Below are 18,612 nucleotides of genomic sequence, written 5' to 3' on the forward strand. Positions count from 1 at the left end.
GGCCCGGCCCGGTTCGGCGATCGGGCCGGGCCTGGTCCCACATAGCGTGGGCTGCGCCGCGTGTCGCATCCGGTGGCGCTGGGTTCGCGAAGAGGGCCGGTCGGGCCTGGTTCGGTCCGGCTTCGCATCGCGTGGGCCGCGCCGCGTCTTCGCATCCAGCGCCGTGGGTTCGCGAAGAAGGCCGTGCGGGCCCGGCTCCGTCCGGCGATGGCCGATCAGGCGCCCGCTACCCGTGCCGCACTCCTGGTCCGACGATCGCGGACAAGGCGTCACACTCCCGCGCCGCGCTCTCCACTCCGGCTCGCGGATCAGGCGGTCGGCCGGCCCGCTCCCGCGTAGTCGTCGCCGTCCTTGCGGTACGTGTGGACCTGTACAGCCTGGCCGGTCTGCGGCGCGTCGATCATCTGCTGGTTGCCGATGTACAGCCCGACGTGGTGGATCTTCGTCGTCGGCTCGCCGTAGAAGATCAGGTCGCCCAGCTGCGGCTCGGTCACGTGCTGCACGCTGCGGTACTGCGTGTCGGCCGTGCGCATCAGCTTGACGCCCGCGCTCGCGTAGGCCGCCGTCGTCAGGCCTGAGCAGTCGAAGCCCGGGTCGCGGCCGCCGGTGCCGTTGCCGCCCCAGATGTAGGGGAGGCCGATCTTGTCGATGGCGAAGTTGACCGCGCTCAGCACCGCCGCGTTCGGCGCCGCCGTGCCCTGGCCGACCGTGCCGTAGACGTTGACGGTCGCGAGCGTCCGGTGCAGGAACAGCGGCGCCGACTGCAGCGCGCTCACCGAGTCCCACCAGGTCTGCCCCTGCGAGAGGTCGTGGCCGTCGGCGCACAGCGCGTGGCCGGTGGCCAGCGCGGCGTCGTCGATGTTCTGCACGTCCGGGTTGCCGCCCGACGCGCTCGTCTTGTACTTCGCCCAGAGCGCCGGCGACAGCTGCATCGGCCCGGCGGCGTTCGCCGTCGAGACGACCTTGTTGTAGAAGTCGCGCACCTCGATCGTGCCGAGCGGCTTGGTCAGCACACCGGTGGTGCCCAGCTGCCCGCCCTGCGCGCGACCGTGATCCGACGTGACCTTCCCGATCGCCGCCAGCGTCACCCACGACAGGTGGCAGCCCGGGATCTCCTTGGTCAGCGTCACCGTGGCCTTCGCGTAGCCGGTCATCGCGCGCAGCGGGATGTCGAGCCACTGGCTGGTCTTCGACGCCCACTCGTCGAACTCGCTCGCCTGCGGCACCTTCGGCTGCGTCGCCGGCGGCGTGGTCGTTTTCGGGACAACGGTCGTCGACAGCGTCGGCACGGCCGTCGCCGCGGCGTTCTCGGCCGTCTCCTGCTTCGGCGCGAACTGGATCGCGACCACGAGCGCGGCCGCGATCACGACGACCGCGGCCACGACGATCCCGGCGCGGCGGCGGCGTGGCGCCGACTCGGGCGTGTCCTCCGGGACGACCACGGGCTCGTCGCTCACCGCGCGGCCCCGGTCAGCCGGTCCAGTACGAAGCCGCGCAGGCCGTCGAGGTCGGTGTCCATCGCGACCTCGATCAGCCGGCCGGGGGAGAACTGCGGATCCTCTTCGCCGAGCCGTCGCCGATCGACCAGCGTCTGGCCGCGCGCCGGGCCCAGCCCGCAGTCGACGTCGACCCGGTAGGTCTCGGTGTGCAGGATCCCGGGCGAGATCGCCTCGGCGACCGCGACGGCGTCGTGCATGACCATCCGGTCCTCGCCGAAGATCCGCGTGTAGTGCCGGCGGTAGGTCGAGGTGAGCCCCTCGAGCGTCGCGCCGATCGGGCCGGACTCGGCGAGCTTCGCCAGCCAGTCGGCGTCGACGGCGCACCGGTGCGTGAGGTCCAGCGGCACCAGCACCACCGGGACGTCCTCCTCGACCAGCACCCGCCGGGCCGCTTCGGGGTCGCTCCAGATGTTGAACTCCGCCGCCGTCGTGCTGTTGCCGAAGGTGACACCGCCACCCATGATCACCAGCCGGGCGATCTTCTCCCGCGCGCCCGGGTGCGCGGCCAGCAGCGCGGCGATGTTCGTCAACGGCCCGATCGGCGCGATCGTCACCGGCTCGTCGGCCGCGTCGAGCAGCGCGAGCATCAGGCTGACGGCGTCCCGCTCGTCGAGCGGCCGGGTCGCGTCGGGCAGCGTGTCGCCGTGGCCGGACAGGCCGTCACCGCCGTGGACCTCTTTCGCGTCACGCGGCTTCGAGTACACCAGCGGACGGGCCGCGCCGGCCGCGACCGGCACGTCGGTGCGGCCGAACTGCTCCAGCAGCCGCCGCGCGTTCGCCGTGGTCTTGTCCAGGGGCACGTTGCCGAAGACCGTCGTCACGCCCAGCAGGTCGACGTCCGGCGAGACCGCGGCGAGCGCGATCGCCAGCGCGTCATCGACGCCCGGGTCGGTGTCGATGATCAGCTTCGTGCCCATCCAGCTCCCCTTGCCTGTGAACCCGTCCCGCACACAGGTTACGGTCACCGGCATGACGTCGATGTGGGGTGCGCCCGCTCTTTCGCGGGTGCGAGCCTGGCGGCAGGCGCGCCGCGACCCGCGGCAGGCGAAGTTCCTGACCGGAGATTCGCTGCGCTGGGTGCTGCGCAACCGCGCGTACACCCCCTGGTACCTGGTCCGGTACTACCGGCTGCTCAAGTTCCGGCTCGCCAACCCGCACATCATCCTGCGCGGGATGCTGTTCCTCGGGAAGAACGTCGAGATCCACTGCCGTCCGGGTTACGGCCGGCTGGAGATCGGCCGTTGGGTGCACATCGGCGACGGCAACGCCATCCGCTGCCACGAGGGTTCGCTGCGGATCGGCGACAAGTCCGTGTTCGGCCGCCAGAACGTCATCAACTGCTACCTCGACATCGAGCTCGGCGCGGCCACGCTGGTCGCCGACTGGGTGTACATCTGTGACTTCGATCACGTCATTTCGGACATCCACGTCCCGATCAAGGACCAGGGCATCGTGAAGACGCCGGTCCGCATCGGCCCGGACACCTGGCTCGGCACCAAGGTCAGCGTCCTGAAGGGCACCCGCATCGGCCGCGGCTGCGTACTCGGCGCCCACGCGGTCGTCCGCGGCGACATCCCGGACTACTCGATCGCGGTCGGCATGCCGGCCCGCGTGGTGCGTAACCGCGAAGACGACTACGCCGCCGACGCCGCGCGCCGCGAGGCCGTCGCGGACATGGCCCGCAAGGCGAACAAGGCGCTGCAGAAAACCCTCGGCGAGCAGTAGATCTACTCAGGCTTTGCCGCCCGTCGCCCGGCCATACTGACCGGGTGGGGGAAGTCCGTGCGTTGTGGGCCTCGGTCGTCCTGGCGCTGTGTGCCGTGGGGCTGGTGCTCGTCGTCCCGTTCCTGGCGTTCCTCGGGTTCGTGGCAAGCTTCCCGGTCTTCGGCACGGGCACGCACGAGGGCGACGGCTACCTGACCTGGGCGGCCTGGCTCGGCGCCGGGCTGCCACTGGTGGGTGTGGTCGTCTCGGCGGCCACGCGCCGCCGGGGCTGGACGTGGTTCTTCGGGATCTGCCTTTTCGTGGCCATCGCGGTCGCCGGGATGAACTGGGTAGACCACGTCCGCCACGCGCCGCAGCCGTCACCCACGCCATGGCCGCGCCACTGCATGGAGCACAGCGGCGGCGGCAACCAGTGCCCGGGCGGCTGACCGTGTGGCGAGACGCCGCGACGTGGTCGCCTTCGCACTGCTGTCCATCGGCTCGGTGGTGTGGCTGATCGTCGGCCCGCTGATGTTCGTCGAAGGCGCGATGACCGCGTACGGCATCGGACCGGCCCCCGGCCATCCGGCCTCGGCGAGCGCGACCTTCACCTGGACGAGCCGGCTCGGCGCGGGCGTCGAGTGGAGCGGCGGCGAGAGCGATTGCCCGTGACTACTCCTCGAAGGTCATCTCCGGCGGCGGCCGCCGGAACCCGCGGGTGATCGCCGCCAGGACGACGACGCCGATCGCCAGCCAGACCAGTCCGAAGATCAGCGCGATGCCGTCCAGGTTGACCAGCAGCCAAAGATCGACCACGGCGCCGATCACCGGGAAGACCACCCAGGTCAGCGCCCGTTTCCCGGACCGGTCGCGCAGCCAGGTCGCGATCACGCTGACGTTGACGAACGTGAACGCGGTGAAGGCGCCGAAGTTGATGAACGACGTCGACGTGCTGACGTCCAGGGCCAGCGCGACCAGCCCGACGATCCCGGTCAGGACGATGCCGAACACCGGCGTCGCGAACTTCGGCTGGAGCTTGCCGAAGACCCGCGGCAGCACGCCGTCGCGGCCCATCGCGAACATCAGCCGCGACGCGCTCGCCTGTGCAGCGATCCCCGACGCGAACTGCGCCACGACCAGGCCGGCGAGGAAGAACGAAGCGAAGAGGTTGCCGCCGATCGTCGTCGCGATTTCGAACGCGGCGGACGACTCGTCGGTGAACGAGCTGCCCGGGTGGGCGAGCTGGGTGAAGTAGGCCAGCACGATGAAGATGCCGCCGCCGATCAACGCGGTGAGCAGGATGGCCCGCGGGATCGTCTTGCGCGGCTCGGTCGTCTCCTCGGTCAACGTCGTCACGGCGTCGAAGCCGAGGAAGGAGTACGTCGCGAGGGCGGCGCCGCCGGAGATCGTGCCCAGCGTGGTGCCGGGATGGAAGAACGGCTGCGTGCTGGCCAGCGCGTCCCCGACGTGCAGCACCTGCTTGATCGAAAGAACGACGAAAAAGCCGATCACCAGGATCTGGAACGCCATCAGCACGAAGTTCGCCTTCTCGGCGATCTGGATGCCGAGGACGTTCAGGATCGTCGTCAGCAGGATGAAACTGATCAACCAGATCCAATTGGGCACGCCCGGGAACTCGGCTGACAGGTAGGCGCCGCCGATCAGCCAGATCACCATCGGCAGGAAGAAGTAGTCGAGCAGCACCGCCCAGCCGACGAGGAACCCGGCGCGCGCGTCGACCGCTTTCCGGACATAGGTGTAGGCCGAGCCGGCGACGGGGTGGGTGGCGGCCATCTTCCCGTAGCTGGCCGCGGTGAACAGCATCGCGACCAGGGCGAGCAGGTACGCCGAGGGCACCGTGCCCTCGGTCGTCGTCGCGACGATGCCGAACGTGCCGAGCACGATCAACGGCGCCATGTAGGCGAGCCCGAACAGGACGACGCCGGGCAGGCCGAGCCGGCGCTGCAGGGCGGCCGGGGCCGCGGCCGTGGAGGTCATCGGTCGTCTCCTTCTCGTGGACGCCAGCGATCAGGGTCGATCCGGCCCTGGTAGAGCGGCAGGGCCAGCGGCATGTCGGCCGGAGTGAACTGCTCCCACATCCGGTTGGTGCCCGCGGTGCCGTCCCGGCGCACGCGCGCCACCTCGTCGAGGTCGATCGTGTGCGCGAGGACGCCCTCGCCGGGCCCGGGCAGCGCGCCGAGGACGTCACCTTCCGGCCCGACGAGCAGGCTGTCGCCCATGCCGAATGGCCCGGCCGTGTTCACACTCGCGACGAACACCTGGTTGACGATCGCGTTCGCCCGGGCCAGGACCAGTTCCTGGGCGCGGTCGGGGGTCGTGGTCTGGACGGGGTTGAGCACCACCTCGGCGCCCATCCACGCGAGGTGGCGGGTCACTTCGGGGAACCACGCGTCGTAACAGATCGAGAAGCCCACGCGCCCGGCGTCGGCCAGATCGGCGACAACGAACTCTTTGCCGGGGTCGTACGGTTCGTGCGGCCGCCAGGGGAAGACCTTGCGGTACCAGCCGGCCAGCTCGCCTTGCGGCGAAAAGACCAGGGCCGTGTTGAACAGCTCGCCGTGGTCGCCATCTTCGCAAACCGTGCCCGGAGCGAGCCAGATCCCCAGGTCACCGGCCAGTTCGCCGAGCTCCTTGGTCCGCGGTCCGTGCAACGGCTCCGCGGCGGCCCGCAGCTGCGCGGTGCGCTCGTCGCCCTCGCCGTCGACACCGCAGAGGTGCAGCTCGGGGAAGGCGGCCAGGCGCGTGTCCGGAAACCGGCTCAGGACGGCTTCGACCTCGCGAGCGAACCCGGCCGAGCCGGGCCGGGGCGGCGCTTGCACCAGAGCGATCGGGAGTGGGCGCGGCATGGACGGAAAATAGTCCATCTTGAACACTTAAACAAGAGTGCTCAAGATGAGCAATTTGTGCGGTACGGTCGGGTTCATGGCCACGGCAGACCTGGACGCCCCCGAGCTGACCGGCATCCGGCGGCTGTCGGCACTGGACACGGTCCGCGCCCGGATCGCCCTCGCCGTCGAGCTGGGCCTGCTGAAGCCGGGGGAGCGGCTGCCGCCGAACGGCGACATCGCCCGCGCCCTGGGCGTCGCCGAGATCACGGTCCGCCGCGCCCTGGAGACGTTGGCCGAAGACGGCCTGATCGAGCGACGCCGTGGCCGCGGCGGCGGCACCCTGGTCGCCGAGCACCCCCCGGGGAAGCGGGTCAACGAGGTCGTCGCCTACTTCGAGTCGGCCGCCGAGGTCCGCGAGTTGATCGACCACCGCCTGGTGCTGGAGACAGGCTTGGTCCAGCTGGTGGCCAGACGCCGCCCGGACGTCGAGCGCCTTCGGGAACTGGTCGCCCGAATGGACACGGCGACGGGCTGGGCGGAGTTCCACGAGCTGGACGCGGAGTTTCACCGGACGGTCGCCGCGCCGGGCCCGCCCGCAGCGGTCCGCCAGTACGAAGCGGTGCTGACCGAGTTGTACCGGTTCTACCTGCCGTACCCCTTGGCGACGCTGCGCGAGTCCAACGGCGAGCACGCAAAGCTGGTGAAGGCCCTGGCCTCGGGAAACCGAGAGGCGGCGACCCGGATAACCCGCGACCACGTGAGCGGGCTGCACCAGACGATGTTCGTCGGCCTCACCTGACCTGGGGATCCCCTCGTGGTCAGGGTGATGACCACGGTCTTGAGACCATCGTGTTCGAGGATCGCCCAGAACTGAAGTGCACCGGATTTCGGCGAAGGCCGGCCGCCGAGGCGGAGGTCGCCGACTGACCACGACATCAGCTCGCCGCGGTCGGAACCCGACAGTGGTCGTGGACGACAACGGCGCGCGTGGCCGCGGTCGAAATCCGGCTCTAGCCGTGGACGACGACGGCGCGTGTGGCAGTGGTCGGAATTCAGCTGTTGCCGTGGTCGACGACGGCGCGTGTGGCTGCGATCGGAATCGAACTGTTGTCGTGGACTGACGATGGCGCGTGTTGTTGCGGTCGGGAACCCGTCGTGGTCGTGGACAACGACGGCGCGCGTGGCCGTGGTCGAAATCCGGTTCTAGCCGTGGACCGACGACGGCGCGTGCGGCGGTGGTCGAGAACCCGGCCGTGGCCGTGGACCGACGACAGCGCGCATGCGGCCGCGGTCCGGAACCGGTCGGCGCTCGGCGTGGTCGGGAATCGGCCACGTCCCAGCCGGTCACGCTGGAGATCGTCACCGCCGGCGTGGCGGCCGACGAGGCGGCGCTCGAGCCAGGCAGCTGGCTGACCAGGCTGAGCGAGGAGGACGGCCATGGCCGCAGTTCGACGAATGCCATGTGGTCGGCGTCCGATCACACCAGAAGCCCGCAAGCCAGAACCGCGAACCCGTGGCCGTTCGGCGGTGATCATCGGCTGATCGGCCGATCATCGGCAGCCGCGTCGCCCGCGAGGCTGGGCTCATGTCGATCTCCCGGTTCGCCGTCCCGGTGCTCGCCGCCGCGGTGCTGCTTCCCGTCGCTCCCGCCATCGCCGCTGCCGACGGGCTCTCCTGGCAGCTCTGCTCGGCCGTCGCGAAGGGGTGGGATCCCGGCGACCACCGCACCGAATGTGCGCAGGTGCCGGTGCCGCTCGACTACGCCGATCCCGGTGGGCCGAAAATCGACATCGCCGTCAGCCGCGTCCGGGCCAGCGGGGACCGGACCGGGCCGGCCGTGCTGCTGAACCCCGGTGGGCCCGGGCAATCCGGCCTCGGCATGCCCGGCGACCTCGCCGACAGCCGCGCCGGAGGCATCGGCGTCCACCACGATCTGGTCGGCTTCGATCCGCGCGGGGTCGGGTACAGCGCCGACCTGCCGTGCCCGGGCGACACCACCGAGCCCGACCCATCGTTGCCGGAAAAGGAGCAAGCCCGGCAAGCCGCCGAACGCGCCGCCGCGGCGAACCGCGCGTGCGTCGACGCCCATCCCGCGTTCGTCCGGAACCTGACCACGCCCACCATCGCCCGCGATCTGGACCGCATCCGCGAAGCCCTCGGCGAGGACAAGATCGGCTACTACGGCGTCTCGTGGGGCACGGCGCTCGGCGCGCAATACCGGACCATGTTCGACGCCCACGTCGACAAGATGCTGCTCGACTCCGTCATGCCGCCGGACCTGAACGTCACGGCGATGGACGACGGCCAGACCACCGCCGGCGAGAACACCTTCCACGACTTCGCGTCGTGGATCGCCCGCTACGACGCCGTCTACCACTTCGGGACCACAGAGCCTGAGGTCGCCAAAGCCCTGCTCGGCCTGCGGGCCGAACTCACCGCACACCCGCGCGGCGACGTCGATGGCGCGACCGTCAACGGCATGCTCGCCAACCCCCGCCGCGACTGGGCGGACTTGGCGAAGCAGCTGGCCCTCATCCGCGCCGGTGGAACACCGGCAACCAGCCGAAAGCCGCAGCCGCGCCTCGGCTGGGACGGCGAGCCGTACGCGTTCAACCACTTCCAGCAGACGGCGCTGCTCTGCACCGAGTCGCCGAGTCCCCGCGATTTCGAGACCGTCTGGCAGCACCGCCTCGACCGGAAGAAACGCCTCCCCGTGGCCGGCGGCTACGGCCTCTACGAGCAACTCTGCGTCGGCTGGCCCCTGCCCGCCCGGCCGTGGGCGTTCACCCCGGGGACCAGCCCGTTGCAGCTCGTCGGCCACACCTACGAGCCGGTGACGCCGATCGGCTGGGCCCTGGCGATGCGGGGCCGGATCGGCGGCGCGCTGATGACGATCGAGGACGACGCCCACGGCTCGCTGTCGTCCCTGCCCTGCGCCGACGCCGCGGTCACGTTCTTCGACACGGGCATGACGACGTCGGCGTCGTGCGCCGGGGCGCCGATCCCCGCTCCCTGAGGGTCAGCGGTTGCGCAGCTGCTCGCGGACCTCCATCAGCGCGAAGCCGAGCAGGTTCAGCCCGCGCCAGTAGTCCGGCTTTTCGGCGTTCTTCTCTTCGCGGGCGAGCCCGCTGCCCCAGACCAGGTCCTTCTTCGACGCCTCGACGAGCACGGCGTCACCGGTGCCGAGGAGGAAGCGGCGCAGGTCGCGGTGCGCGCCGAACTTGGCGAGGTTGCCGTCGACGACGATGTCGTAGCGGTGCCGTTCCCACGTCTCGTTGTCGTACCCGGAGACCTCGCGGCCAAGCACCTTCGCGGTCTTCGGGTCGGGTGCCTGCCGGATCAGTTCGGCCTTCTCGTGGTCACCGAACAGCTCGGCCTTGCCCGCCATCATGTAGTGCTCGGCGGACGGGTAACGCACGCCGCCGGCCTCGAACGGGTCCACCCACCACTGGCTCAGGCAGCTCGCTGTTGCGCGCCCCGTCTTGGAGGGCGCGTGGCCGTAGAACAGCAGGTACTCGGGCTCCGCACCCTCGTGGACCTTTTCGCGCAACGCTTCGATACTGCGGACACCGTCGACCTTCACAACCATCCGTCTAGTGGACCACAGGGCTCAGAGCAGGAAGTGGAAGAGGGGGCTCCCGGGCTCGATCCGCTCCACCTGCAGCGGGCTCGCGTCCATCCGCTCCAGCAGTCCCGACAGGTCGGCCGAGCGCGGGATCTCGATGCCGACCAGCGCCGGCCCCATCTCGCGGTTGGTGCGCTTGACGTACTCGAAGCGCGTGATGTCGTCCTCGGGGCCGAGCACCTGCTCCAGGAACCGCCGCAGCGCGCCCGGCTCCTGCGGGAACCCGACCAGGAAGTAGTGCTTCAGCCCTTCGTGCATCAGCGAGCGTTCCAGGATCTCGCTGTAGCGGCTGACGTCGTTGTTGCCGCCGGAGACCACGACCACGACCGTCTGGCCGGGCTCGATCTCGACGACCGTGCCGAGCGACGTCGCGGCGAGCGCGCCCGCGGGCTCGGCGATGATGCCGTCCGACTGGTACATCGCCAGCATTTCGGTGCAGATCGCGCCTTCGGCGACCGACGTCAGCTCGGCGCCGCTCTCACGGATCAGCGGGTAGGTGACGCTGCCGGCGATGCGCACCGCGGCGCCGTCGACGAACGTGTCGAGCTCGGGCAGCCGCACCGGGTGCCCCGCGGAAAGCGCCGCCGCCATGCAGGCCGCGCCCGCCGGTTCGACGCCGACGATCCGGACCTCGGGGTGCCGCTCCCGCAGGAAGCTGCCGACGCCCGCGAGCAGCCCGCCGCCGCCGACCGGGACGACCACGACGTCGGGGACGAAGCCGAGCTGCTCGATCACCTCCAGCGCCACCGTCCCCTGACCGGCGACGGTCCGGACGTCGTCGAACGCCGGCACCAGCGTCGCGCCGGTGCGCAGGGCGTCCTCGGTGGCGGCCGCGAAGGCGTCTTCGTACGTTTCGCCGACGACGATGACCTCGATGTGCGCGCCGCCGAGCGTCGCGATGCGCTCGCGCTTCTGCCGTGGCGTGGTCCCCGGGACGTACACGCGCCCGTTCGCGCCGAGGCGGCGGCACGCGTACGCGACGCCCTGCGCGTGGTTGCCCGCGCTCGCGCAGACGACGCCGAGCGCGCGCGTCGGGTCGTCGAGCTGGACGATGAAGTTGTAGGCGCCGCGGATCTTGTACGACCGGACGGTCTGCAGGTCCTCGCGCTTCACCCAGACCTGCGCGTCCACCCGGGACGACAGCCGCGCGCTCGGCTCCAGCGGCGTGCGGGTCACCACCCCGGCCAGCCGCTCGGCGGCCTTCTCGATGGTCGCCGCGGTCACCGTGTCGATGTCGTGCACCTGGTTGAATCTACGACTCGCGCGCGGAACCCGACCGGGTGCCCCTACCCCTTGGGCACGGCCGGATACGGGACGAACGTACTGGTGTTCTCGTCGACCGTGAGCTGCTTGCCGATCGTCGGGAACGCGCGCTGCGAGCAGGCCGGGCGTTCGCAGACTTTGCAGCCCATCCCGATCGGCGTGGCCGCCGCCGGTTCGTCCAGGTCCAGGCCCGTCGAATAGATCAGCCGCCCGGCGTGCCGCAGTTCGCAGCCCAGGCCGACGGTGAACGTCTTTCCCGGGCTGCCGTAGCCGCCGATGTTGCGCGAAATCGTCCGCGCGATCCAGAAGTAGCTCTTGCCGTCGGGCAGCGTCGCGATCTGCGTCAGGATCTTGCCCGGCTGGGTGAACGCCTCGTAGATGTTCCACAGTGGACAGGCGCCGCCGACGCGGGAGAAGTGGAAGCCGGCCGCGGACTGCCGCTTCGACATGTTCCCGGCCCGGTCGACGCGCACGAAGGAGAACGGCACCGCGCGGTGCTTGGGCCGCTGCAAGGTGGACAGCCGGTGGCAAACGGTCTCGAAGCCGACGCCGTAGTGGTCGCACAGCCGCTCGATGTCGTAGCGGAAGCGCTCGGCCGCGGCCAGGAACGGTCCGTAGGGGAGGATCAGCGCTCCCGCGAAGTAGTTCGCCAGGCCGACGCGGGCCAGCGAGCGCGCGGCGGGGCCGGAAAACGCCCACGAGTCGGCCAGTTCGGTGATCAGGTCGTCGTACTCGAGCAGGGCAATCTGCGAAGCCATCCGGAACGCCTGCTGCCCGACGCGCAGGCTCGGCGCGAGCCGCAGCGTCCGGCTCAGCGGCTCGTATCGGTGCTGCTGTCCGGCGGCTTCGTCGATGCCGTCGCTGGTCACTTCGACGCCGTAGCGCTGGGAAAGACAGTCCTTCAGCGCGCTGAGCACCTGGCCGCGCTGCAACGGGATGTCGGCCGCCATCTTCTCGGCGCGTTCGTCCAGCTCGGCGACGTAGTTCTCGCGCTCGTAGAAGAAGTCGCGCACCTCCTCGTGCGGCAACGCCGACGCCGCGCTTCCGTGCAGGCCCAGGCCGTTTTCGGTGGTCAGCGCGGCAGTGTTCTCGACGGCGTTGCGGTAGCTGCGGTGCAGCTTGACCAGGGCCTGGGCGATCGCCGGCAGGTTCGTCGCCAGCTCGTTCAGCTCGCTCGTCGTCACGTCGACGCCGAGGGCTTCGTCGAGCAGCGCTTCCTTGACGTCGGCCACCAGCCGGGACGTGTCGTTGTTGGCGAAGAACTCGGTGTCCACGCCGAACGCCTGCGTGATCCGCATCAGGACGGGCACGGTCAGCGGGCGCGAGTTGTGCTCGATCTGGTTGAGGTAGCTCGGTGAGATCTCCAGCACACGGGCGAGGTCGGCCTGGCTCATCGCCCGGCTTTCGCGGAGGTGCCGCAGCCGCGCTCCGGCGAAAGTCTTCTCCATCCGTGCCCGCCTTTCCGGAAGGTTTCCTGCCCTGAACGGTTACGTGAACGGTCAAGAACGCGGATTTTCGTGGCTGTTGCGAACCAGCGATTCGCAACCTTTGCAAAGAGCGTACGTACCCTTCGCACAAATTGGCAAATTGGACGACTGGATCGGATTTCCCCTGCCGTGCAAGGGTCAGGCCAAGCAAGGCGAGCAATCGCAAACTTCGCAACACCGGGAGAGTCCGATGACCGAACAGGCCAAGCAGGCGGCCGCGGAGCTGACCGCGAAGTGGGCGAACGACCCCCGCTGGGCGGGCGTGCAGCGCTCCTACTCGGCCGAGGACGTCGTCAAGCTGCGCGGCAGCGTCGTCGAAGAGCACACCCTCGCCCGTCGCGGCGCGGAGAAGCTGTGGGACCTCCTGCACACCGAGGACTACATCCACGCGCTGGGCGCGCTCACCGGCAACCAGGCCGTCCAGCAGGTCCGCGCCGGCCTGCAGGCGATCTACCTGTCCGGCTGGCAGGTCGCGGCCGACGCCAACCTGGCCGGCCAGACCTACCCCGACCAGAGCCTCTACCCGGCCAACTCCGTGCCGGCCGTGGTCCGCCGGATCAACAACGCGCTGGGCCGCGCCGACCAGATCAACTGGGCCGAGGGCAACACCGACATCGACTGGTACGCCCCCATCGTCGCCGACGCGGAAGCGGGCTTCGGTGGCCCGCTCAACGCGTTCGAGCTGATGAAGGGCATGATCGCCGCCGGCGCCGCGGGTGTGCACTGGGAAGACCAGCTCGCGTCCGAGAAGAAGTGCGGCCACCTCGGTGGCAAGGTGCTGATCCCGACCAAGCAGCACGAGCGCACGCTGAACGCCGCCCGCCTCGCCGCCGACGTCCTCGACGTGCCGACCCTCGTGGTCGCCCGCACCGACGCGCAGGCCGCGACGCTGCTGACCAGCGACGTCGACGAGCGTGACCAGAAGTTCCTCACCGGCGGCCGCACCGCCGAGGGCTTCTACGAGGTCACCAACGGCATCGACCCGTGCATCGAGCGCGGCCTGGCCTACGCCCAGTACGCCGACCTGCTCTGGATGGAGACCTCGAAGCCGGACCTCGAGGTGGCGCGCAAGTACGCCGAGGCGATCAAGGCGAAGTTCCCGGACCAGATGCTGGCCTACAACTGCTCGCCGTCGTTCAACTGGAAGAAGCACCTGGACGACGCCACGATCGCGAAGTTCCAGCGCGAGCTCGGGCACATGGGCTACAAGTTCCAGTTCATCACGCTGGCCGGCTTCCACGCGCTGAACTACTCGATGTTCGACCTGGCGCACGGTTACGCCCGCGAGGGCATGACCGCCTACGTCGACCTGCAGGAGCGCGAGTTCGCGTCGGAGGCCCGTGGTTACACCGCCACGAAGCACCAGCGCGAGGTCGGCACCGGCTTCTTCGACCAGGTCGCGACCGCCCTGAACCCGACCAGCTCCACCACGGCGCTGAAGGGTTCCACGGAGGAAGCCCAGTTCTGACGCACTTCGCGGGCCGGCGGCGTCCCCCTGCGCCGCCGGCCCGCGACCCCCCACTTCCCTTCCCTGCACAGCTCTGCTCGCGGAGGCACCCCATGGTTGATCGACTGAACTACCGCATCGAGGTCACCGGGCCGGTCGAGGGCCGGTTCGCCGAAATCCTCACCCCGGCGGCACTCGACTTCCTGGCCAAGCTCGACAACACGTTCGCCGGCCGCCGGCGCGAGCTGCTCGACGCCCGCCGTGTGCGCCGCGAGGAGCTGCAGTCGGGGGAGCGCCCGCTCGGCTTCCTGCCCGAGACCCGCCGGATCCGCGACGACGAGTCGTGGAACGTCGCGCCGACCGCGCCGGGCCTGGAAGACCGCCGCGTCGAGATCACCGGTCCGACCGACCGCAAGATGACGGTCAACGCGCTGAACTCGGGCGCGAAGGTGTGGCTGGCGGACTTCGAAGACGCGACGTCGCCGACGTGGCACAACGTGATCGACGGCCAGCTCAACCTGATCGACGCGATCCGCCGCAACATCGACTTCACGACTGGAGCCGGCAAGCAGTACACGATCGGCGACGACCCCGCGACGATCGTCGCGCGGCCGCGCGGCTGGCACCTGGTGGAGAAGCACATCCGCATCGACGGCCGTCCGGTGTCGGCGAGCCTGGTCGACTTCGGCCTGTTCTTCTTCCACAACGCCCGCCAGCTGGTGGCCCGCGGCGTCGGCCCGTACTTCTACCTGCCGAAGCTCGAGAACCACCACGAAGCGCGGCTGTGGAACGACGTCTTCCTGCTGGCGCAGCGCGAACTCGGCGTCCCGCGGGGCACGATCCGCGCCACCGTGCTGATCGAGACGATCACCGCCGCGTTCGAGATGGACGAGATCCTCTACGAACTGCGCGAGCACGCGGCGGGCCTGAACGCCGGGCGCTGGGACTACATCTTCAGCATGATCAAGAACTTCGCCGAGCACGGCGCCGACTTCGTGCTGCCGGACCGCGCGCAGGTCACCATGACCGTGCCGTTCATGCGGGCCTACACCGAGCTGCTGGTGCGGACCTGCCACAAGCGCGGCGCGCACGCCATCGGCGGTATGGCCGCGTTCATCCCGAGCAAGGACCCGGAGGTCACCGCGACCGCGCTCGACAAGGTCCGCGCCGACAAGGAACGCGAGGCCGGCGACGGTTTCGACGGTTCGTGGGTCGCGCACCCCGGTCTGGTCCCGGTCTGCCGCGAGGTCTTCGACGGCGTGCTCGGCGGCTGGCCGAACCAGCTCGGCAAGCTGCGCGAGGACGTCGACGTCACCGCGGAAGACCTGCTGGACGTCGCGAGTGCCGGCGGCGAGGTCACCGAAGCGGGTGTCCGCGCGAACATCAACGTCGCGCTGCGCTACGTCGACGCGTGGCTGCGCGGCACCGGCGCGGCGGCGATCCACAACCTGATGGAAGACGCGGCCACCGCGGAGATCGCGCGCTGCCAGATCTGGCAGTGGATCCGCAACGGTACGAAGCTCGAGGACGGCACCGCGCTCACCCGCGAACTGGCGGTGGAGTTCCTGGACGACGAGCTGGCGTCGGTGCGCGCGGAACTCGGCGACGGCAATCGCCTGGGTGACGCGTACAAGATCTTCACCGAGACCGCGCTCGGCGAGAAACTGCCGAGCTTCCTCACCACCGGTGCCTACGCGCGGTACCTCACGGACGCCCGGTAGCAGGGCTCCGACGGTCCCTACCTGACGAGGGACCGTCGGCACCACACCCTTGTTGGGATGGTGTGGTCCGGAACCGGTCCGACGGCGGTGGCTCCCCGCCGTCGGACCGGTTTCGTTTGTTTCGGCCTACCCTAAGTGCGCCTGTCGGACCTGTTCTCGCCAGGCAACGACACCCTGGTCGTCTACCACTACATGTTCCCGCGCGACCCCACCGACGACCGCCCTGGTCCGAAATCGGGAGACAGCGCGCGCCTGACCCTCGTGCAAGGTCCGTGCCCGCCCTGCACGGCGTTGCTCGACCAGCTCGACGGCGCGATGGAGCAGCTTTCGCCCCACGCCGATTTCGCCGTTGTCGCACGAGCACCCATCGAGCACCTGCTGACGTTCGCCGCCGAACGAGGCTGGCGCCGACTGCGGTTGTTCTCGTGCGTGGGCACCACCTTCAGCCGGGACTATCACGCCGAAGTCGAGGACGGCAGCCCACGGCCGGTGCTCAATGTCTTCCACCGCGGCGACGACGGGATCCGCCACTTCTGGGGCTCTGAGCTGCTGTACGAGCCGGCCGAACCGGGCCAGGACCCGCGCCACGCCGGGACGATCGAGCCGGTGTGGAGCCTGTTCGACCTCACCCCGCGCGGCCGTGGTCCGGATTGGGACGAACAGCTCAGCTGCTGCCACGAGTGAGCGGTGCGACCGGCCCGGTCGCACCGCTCACGACGTCACTGCACCGCGTACGCCCGGAGCACGGTCTGCCGCACCGTGTTCCCGCCGCGCGGCCAGCACCCGCACGTCCGGGCCGCTGACCAGCACTTGGTCGCCGGTGAGCAACGTGATCTTGACCGGCGTCGCGGCCTCGGCGGCGGGAGCGCCGAGCACGCGGTGATCGGTTTTCTCATCGGATCGATCCTCGCGGTCGATGGACTTTCCGCCTCCTGGAACGGGGCCGGCGTGAGCGGAAGTTGTCCGCTCACGGAATTCGCGGCGATCCGGGGCAACCCCACCGGCGTCCGGCCCGGTTGGACAGAGTGGAAGGCGACGAGGAGGACGAGTGAGACGTTCGGACGAAACGGGGTATCGCGACTACGTCACGGCCCGGATGGAGGGCCTGCGGCGCACCGCGTACCTGCTCTGCCGGGACTGGCACCTCGCGGACGACCTGGTGTCGATCACGATCGGGAAGCTGTACCGCCACTGGCCGCGGGCCCGGCAGATGGAGTTCCTCGACGCGTACGTGCGCCGGATCCTCGTGCGGACGTGGCTGGACGAGAAGGGCCGGGCGTGGCGGCGCGAAGAGCCGGCCGAGACCGTGCCCGAGCCCGCGGTGCTGCCGAGCGACGACGTCGTGGCCCGCCTCGGCCTGCTCGAACTGCTCGACGCGCTGCCGCCGCGGCGCCGGGCGGCCGTGGTCCTGCGCTACTACTGCGACCTCTCCATCGAGGAGACGGCCGAGGTCCTCGACTGCTCCGCCGGGACGGTCAAGAGCCAGACCGCGCGCGGGCTCGACACCCTGCGCGTGCTGATCGCCGCGGGCCGGAACTGAGGGAGGGCACATGAGCAAGGAACTGTTCGACGAGGCGATCGGCGCCGTCCCGCTGTCCACTGTGGACGTCGATGCGGTGCTGGACCGGGAACGCCGCCGTGCGCGGGTCCGCAGGGTGGCGAACCCGTGGACCGCGGCCGGTGCGGGCGTCGCGGCGGTGGCCGTCGGCGCGGCGCTGGTGTTCGTGCCCGGCGGCGCCGGTGGGACGGCGGTGGTCCCCGGCGCGAGTGGCACGCCGTCGGCGCCGCAGACCCCCGCATCGTGCGGGTTCGACCCGCGGCCGACCGGGCCGCCGCTGAGCCAGAACCCGGCCGTGGTCGCCACCCGGCTCACGCCGGTGCTGAAGGCGGCCGTCCAGCAGCGAGTCGCCGCGGGGACGCAGCTGACCGCGCACGCCGAGGGCGAATACCCGAAGGGGACCCAGCACGGGCCGCTGACCTTCTACCACGTGTTCTCCGCGCCGGTGCTGAAAGACGGCGGCGTGTGCAGCGGCGGTGAGGACTACTTCATGGCCGCGGCGACGACGGCCGACGGGCCGCGGAGGGGCAACGTCTGGGCCATGGTGACCCGGCTCGGTGGCGTCAACGGCCCCCCGACCGAGTGCTCCAACCCGCCGAACGACATGACGGGGTCGTGCTCCAAGACGACCGGGCCGCACGGCGAGATCGTCGTCGAATCGACGATGACGAGCCCCGGCGGTCCCACGGTCGACCGCTCGACGGTCACCAAGCCCGACGGGACCGGGGTCATCGTGGAGGCACAGAACGTCGCCGGAAGCGCGAAACTGGACGGCGAGCCCGAGATGCCGGCGCCGCCGCTGAGCCTCGCCCAGCTGACGGAGGTGGCACTCGACCCGGGGTTGACGCTCTACCCCTGAGCGGCGAGGAGGACCTTCGCGGCCGCACGGGCCGTGCTCGCCTCGCCCGGGTCACCGGTGATCGCGGCGAGCACGGTCGCGCCCTCCACCAGCGAAAACAGCTGGTCGGCGACGCCGTGGTCAGGAACGAGACCACGCAGGTAGGCCCGCAGTTCGTCCTTGTGCTTGCGGATCGCGGCGGCGATCCCGGGCGCCGGTTCGCCGAACTCGCCGAACGAGTTGACGAACGCGCAGCCACGGAAGCCGGGCTCGCGGAACCAGTCGTGCAGCCAGTCGAAGACGGCGAGCGGGTCGTCGCCGCGGGCGTGGACGAATTCGCGCAACGACCGCCGCCAGCGTTCATCTCGGCGCAGGAGGTAGGCCTCGACCAGGTCGTTCTTGGCCGGGAAGCGCTGGTAGAGCCGTTTGAGCGAGACGCCGGAGCGCGCGCGGATGGCGTCCATTCCGACGGCCTGCACGCCGTGGGCGTAGAAGAGTTCTTCGGCGGCTTCCAGCAGCCGGTCGGTCGCCTCCGTGGGATCCATGTCACCTGCCTCTGGTGCGGAGAATGGGCGTTCTCTATTCTAGCGGGAGGCCGGGAGAACGGACGTTCTCTCGGTT

General features: G+C 70.2%; 19 protein-coding genes. 10 read left to right on the top strand and 9 right to left on the bottom strand.

The genetic code is table 11. From position 1 onward, the window contains the following. Window positions 1-308 precede the first annotated feature (308 nt). A complete protein-coding gene (locus OHS18_RS39225; RefSeq protein ID WP_328618657.1) occupies window positions 309-1,442 on the bottom strand; it encodes a C40 family peptidase in 1,134 nt (377 codons plus the stop codon). Window positions 1,443-1,453: 11 nt separating this feature from the next. Next, on the bottom strand, window positions 1,454-2,416 hold the full coding sequence (locus tag OHS18_RS39230; RefSeq protein ID WP_328614195.1) for a nucleoside hydrolase: 963 nt from the start codon (window positions 2,414-2,416) through the stop codon (window positions 1,454-1,456). Window positions 2,417-2,468: 52 nt separating this feature from the next. On the opposite strand from OHS18_RS39230, the gene OHS18_RS39235 reads away from it, so the two are divergent. Genes OHS18_RS39235 through OHS18_RS39245 form a run of 3 tightly spaced genes read left to right on the top strand, consistent with a single transcriptional unit; the run spans window position 2,469 to window position 3,875 of the window. Continuing rightward, window positions 2,469-3,224, top strand: coding sequence for an acyltransferase (locus OHS18_RS39235; RefSeq protein ID WP_328614196.1), 756 nt, complete (start codon window positions 2,469-2,471; stop codon window positions 3,222-3,224). Window positions 3,225-3,268: 44 nt separating this feature from the next. Continuing rightward, entirely contained in the window at window positions 3,269-3,652 is a 384-nt protein-coding gene (locus OHS18_RS39240) for a hypothetical protein (protein ID WP_328443842.1), read from the top strand. A 22-nt stretch (window positions 3,653-3,674) separates the two neighbouring features. Beyond that, entirely contained in the window at window positions 3,675-3,875 is a 201-nt protein-coding gene (locus OHS18_RS39245) for a hypothetical protein (protein ID WP_328614197.1), read from the top strand. Here OHS18_RS39245 and OHS18_RS39250 read toward each other — a convergent pair whose 3' ends face one another. Then, window positions 3,876-5,201, bottom strand: coding sequence for an APC family permease (locus OHS18_RS39250; RefSeq protein ID WP_328614198.1), 1,326 nt, complete (start codon window positions 5,199-5,201; stop codon window positions 3,876-3,878). Further along, window positions 5,198-6,070 carry a carbon-nitrogen hydrolase family protein gene (locus tag OHS18_RS39255; RefSeq protein ID WP_328614199.1) on the bottom strand — a complete coding sequence of 291 codons (873 nt, stop codon included), beginning with the start codon at window positions 6,068-6,070 and terminating at the stop codon, window positions 5,198-5,200. The genes OHS18_RS39250 and OHS18_RS39255 overlap by 4 nt, the downstream gene beginning before the upstream one ends. Before the next feature lie 76 nt (window positions 6,071-6,146). On the opposite strand from OHS18_RS39255, the gene OHS18_RS39260 reads away from it, so the two are divergent. Both OHS18_RS39260 and OHS18_RS39265 read left to right on the top strand, forming a co-directional pair. After that, window positions 6,147-6,851: a FadR/GntR family transcriptional regulator gene (locus OHS18_RS39260; RefSeq protein WP_328614200.1), complete on the top strand. Its 705-nt coding sequence runs from the start codon at window positions 6,147-6,149 to the stop codon at window positions 6,849-6,851. Between the two features lie 786 nt (window positions 6,852-7,637). Next, window positions 7,638-9,068, top strand: coding sequence for an alpha/beta fold hydrolase (locus OHS18_RS39265; protein WP_328614201.1), 1,431 nt, complete (start codon window positions 7,638-7,640; stop codon window positions 9,066-9,068). 3 nt (window positions 9,069-9,071) lie between these two features. Here the strand turns inward: OHS18_RS39265 and OHS18_RS39270 are convergent, their stop codons facing one another. From OHS18_RS39270 to OHS18_RS39280, 3 genes are read right to left on the bottom strand one after another with little or no spacing between them, the layout of a single operon-like run. After that, window positions 9,072-9,641 carry an NADAR family protein gene (locus OHS18_RS39270; RefSeq protein WP_328443828.1) on the bottom strand — a complete coding sequence of 190 codons (570 nt, stop codon included), beginning with the start codon at window positions 9,639-9,641 and terminating at the stop codon, window positions 9,072-9,074. A 21-nt stretch (window positions 9,642-9,662) separates the two neighbouring features. Beyond that, a complete protein-coding gene (ilvA, locus tag OHS18_RS39275) occupies window positions 9,663-10,919 on the bottom strand; it encodes a threonine ammonia-lyase IlvA (protein WP_328614202.1) in 1,257 nt (418 codons plus the stop codon). Between the two features lie 44 nt (window positions 10,920-10,963). Further along, window positions 10,964-12,388 (bottom strand): short-chain fatty acyl-CoA regulator family protein, encoded by a 1,425-nt coding sequence (locus tag OHS18_RS39280; protein ID WP_328443824.1) that lies wholly within the window; start codon window positions 12,386-12,388, stop codon window positions 10,964-10,966. Window positions 12,389-12,617: 229 nt separating this feature from the next. Here OHS18_RS39280 and aceA point away from each other — a divergent pair, with 229 nt between their 5' ends. From aceA to OHS18_RS39295, 3 genes are all read left to right on the top strand, one after another. Next, on the top strand, window positions 12,618-13,895 hold the full coding sequence (gene aceA / locus OHS18_RS39285) for an isocitrate lyase (RefSeq protein WP_328443822.1): 1,278 nt from the start codon (window positions 12,618-12,620) through the stop codon (window positions 13,893-13,895). A 92-nt stretch (window positions 13,896-13,987) separates the two neighbouring features. Beyond that, entirely contained in the window at window positions 13,988-15,595 is a 1,608-nt protein-coding gene (gene aceB, locus OHS18_RS39290) for a malate synthase A (protein WP_328614203.1), read from the top strand. Window positions 15,596-15,730: 135 nt separating this feature from the next. After that, window positions 15,731-16,279 carry a DUF899 family protein gene (locus OHS18_RS39295; protein WP_328614204.1) on the top strand — a complete coding sequence of 183 codons (549 nt, stop codon included), beginning with the start codon at window positions 15,731-15,733 and terminating at the stop codon, window positions 16,277-16,279. Between the two features lie 27 nt (window positions 16,280-16,306). Here the strand turns inward: OHS18_RS39295 and OHS18_RS39300 are convergent, their stop codons facing one another. Beyond that, window positions 16,307-16,471, bottom strand: a complete 165-nt coding sequence (locus tag OHS18_RS39300; RefSeq protein ID WP_328614205.1) for a hypothetical protein — start codon at window positions 16,469-16,471, stop codon at window positions 16,307-16,309. A gap of 172 nt (window positions 16,472-16,643) precedes the next feature. Here OHS18_RS39300 and OHS18_RS39305 point away from each other — a divergent pair, with 172 nt between their 5' ends. Beyond that, window positions 16,644-17,135: a sigma-70 family RNA polymerase sigma factor gene (locus OHS18_RS39305; RefSeq protein WP_328614206.1), complete on the top strand. Its 492-nt coding sequence runs from the start codon at window positions 16,644-16,646 to the stop codon at window positions 17,133-17,135. Between the two features lie 10 nt (window positions 17,136-17,145). Further along, complete coding sequence (locus tag OHS18_RS39310; RefSeq protein WP_328614207.1) at window positions 17,146-18,012, top strand: hypothetical protein; 867 nt, start codon at window positions 17,146-17,148, stop codon at window positions 18,010-18,012. Here OHS18_RS39310 and OHS18_RS39315 read toward each other — a convergent pair. Further along, window positions 18,003-18,536, bottom strand: a complete 534-nt coding sequence (locus OHS18_RS39315) for a TetR/AcrR family transcriptional regulator (RefSeq protein WP_328614208.1) — start codon at window positions 18,534-18,536, stop codon at window positions 18,003-18,005. The two genes, OHS18_RS39310 and OHS18_RS39315, sit on opposite strands and share 10 nt — an antisense overlap. Between the last annotated feature and the right edge of the window lie 76 nt (window positions 18,537-18,612).

This window comes from Amycolatopsis sp. NBC_00355 (assembly GCF_036104975.1).
Taxonomy (GTDB): domain Bacteria; phylum Actinomycetota; class Actinomycetes; order Mycobacteriales; family Pseudonocardiaceae; genus Amycolatopsis.

Excerpts from the sequence above, each read along its gene's own strand:
- OHS18_RS39230 (WP_328614195.1), bottom strand. The coding sequence starts at position 2,416 with ATGGGCACGAAGCTGATCATCGACACCGACCCGGGCGTCGATGACGCG.
- OHS18_RS39235 (WP_328614196.1), top strand. The coding sequence starts at position 2,469 with ATGACGTCGATGTGGGGTGCGCCCGCTCTTTCGCGGGTGCGAGCCTGG.
- OHS18_RS39250 (WP_328614198.1), bottom strand. The coding sequence starts at position 5,201 with ATGACCTCCACGGCCGCGGCCCCGGCCGCCCTGCAGCGCCGGCTCGGC.
- OHS18_RS39255 (WP_328614199.1), bottom strand. The coding sequence starts at position 6,070 with ATGCCGCGCCCACTCCCGATCGCTCTGGTGCAAGCGCCGCCCCGGCCC.
- OHS18_RS39260 (WP_328614200.1), top strand. The coding sequence starts at position 6,147 with ATGGCCACGGCAGACCTGGACGCCCCCGAGCTGACCGGCATCCGGCGG.
- OHS18_RS39265 (WP_328614201.1), top strand. The coding sequence starts at position 7,638 with ATGTCGATCTCCCGGTTCGCCGTCCCGGTGCTCGCCGCCGCGGTGCTG.
- OHS18_RS39270 (WP_328443828.1), bottom strand. The coding sequence starts at position 9,641 with ATGGTTGTGAAGGTCGACGGTGTCCGCAGTATCGAAGCGTTGCGCGAA.
- OHS18_RS39280 (WP_328443824.1), bottom strand. The coding sequence starts at position 12,388 with ATGGAGAAGACTTTCGCCGGAGCGCGGCTGCGGCACCTCCGCGAAAGC.
- aceA (WP_328443822.1), top strand. The coding sequence starts at position 12,618 with ATGACCGAACAGGCCAAGCAGGCGGCCGCGGAGCTGACCGCGAAGTGG.
- aceB (WP_328614203.1), top strand. The coding sequence starts at position 13,988 with ATGGTTGATCGACTGAACTACCGCATCGAGGTCACCGGGCCGGTCGAG.
- OHS18_RS39310 (WP_328614207.1), top strand. The coding sequence starts at position 17,146 with ATGAGCAAGGAACTGTTCGACGAGGCGATCGGCGCCGTCCCGCTGTCC.
- OHS18_RS39315 (WP_328614208.1), bottom strand. The coding sequence starts at position 18,536 with ATGGATCCCACGGAGGCGACCGACCGGCTGCTGGAAGCCGCCGAAGAA.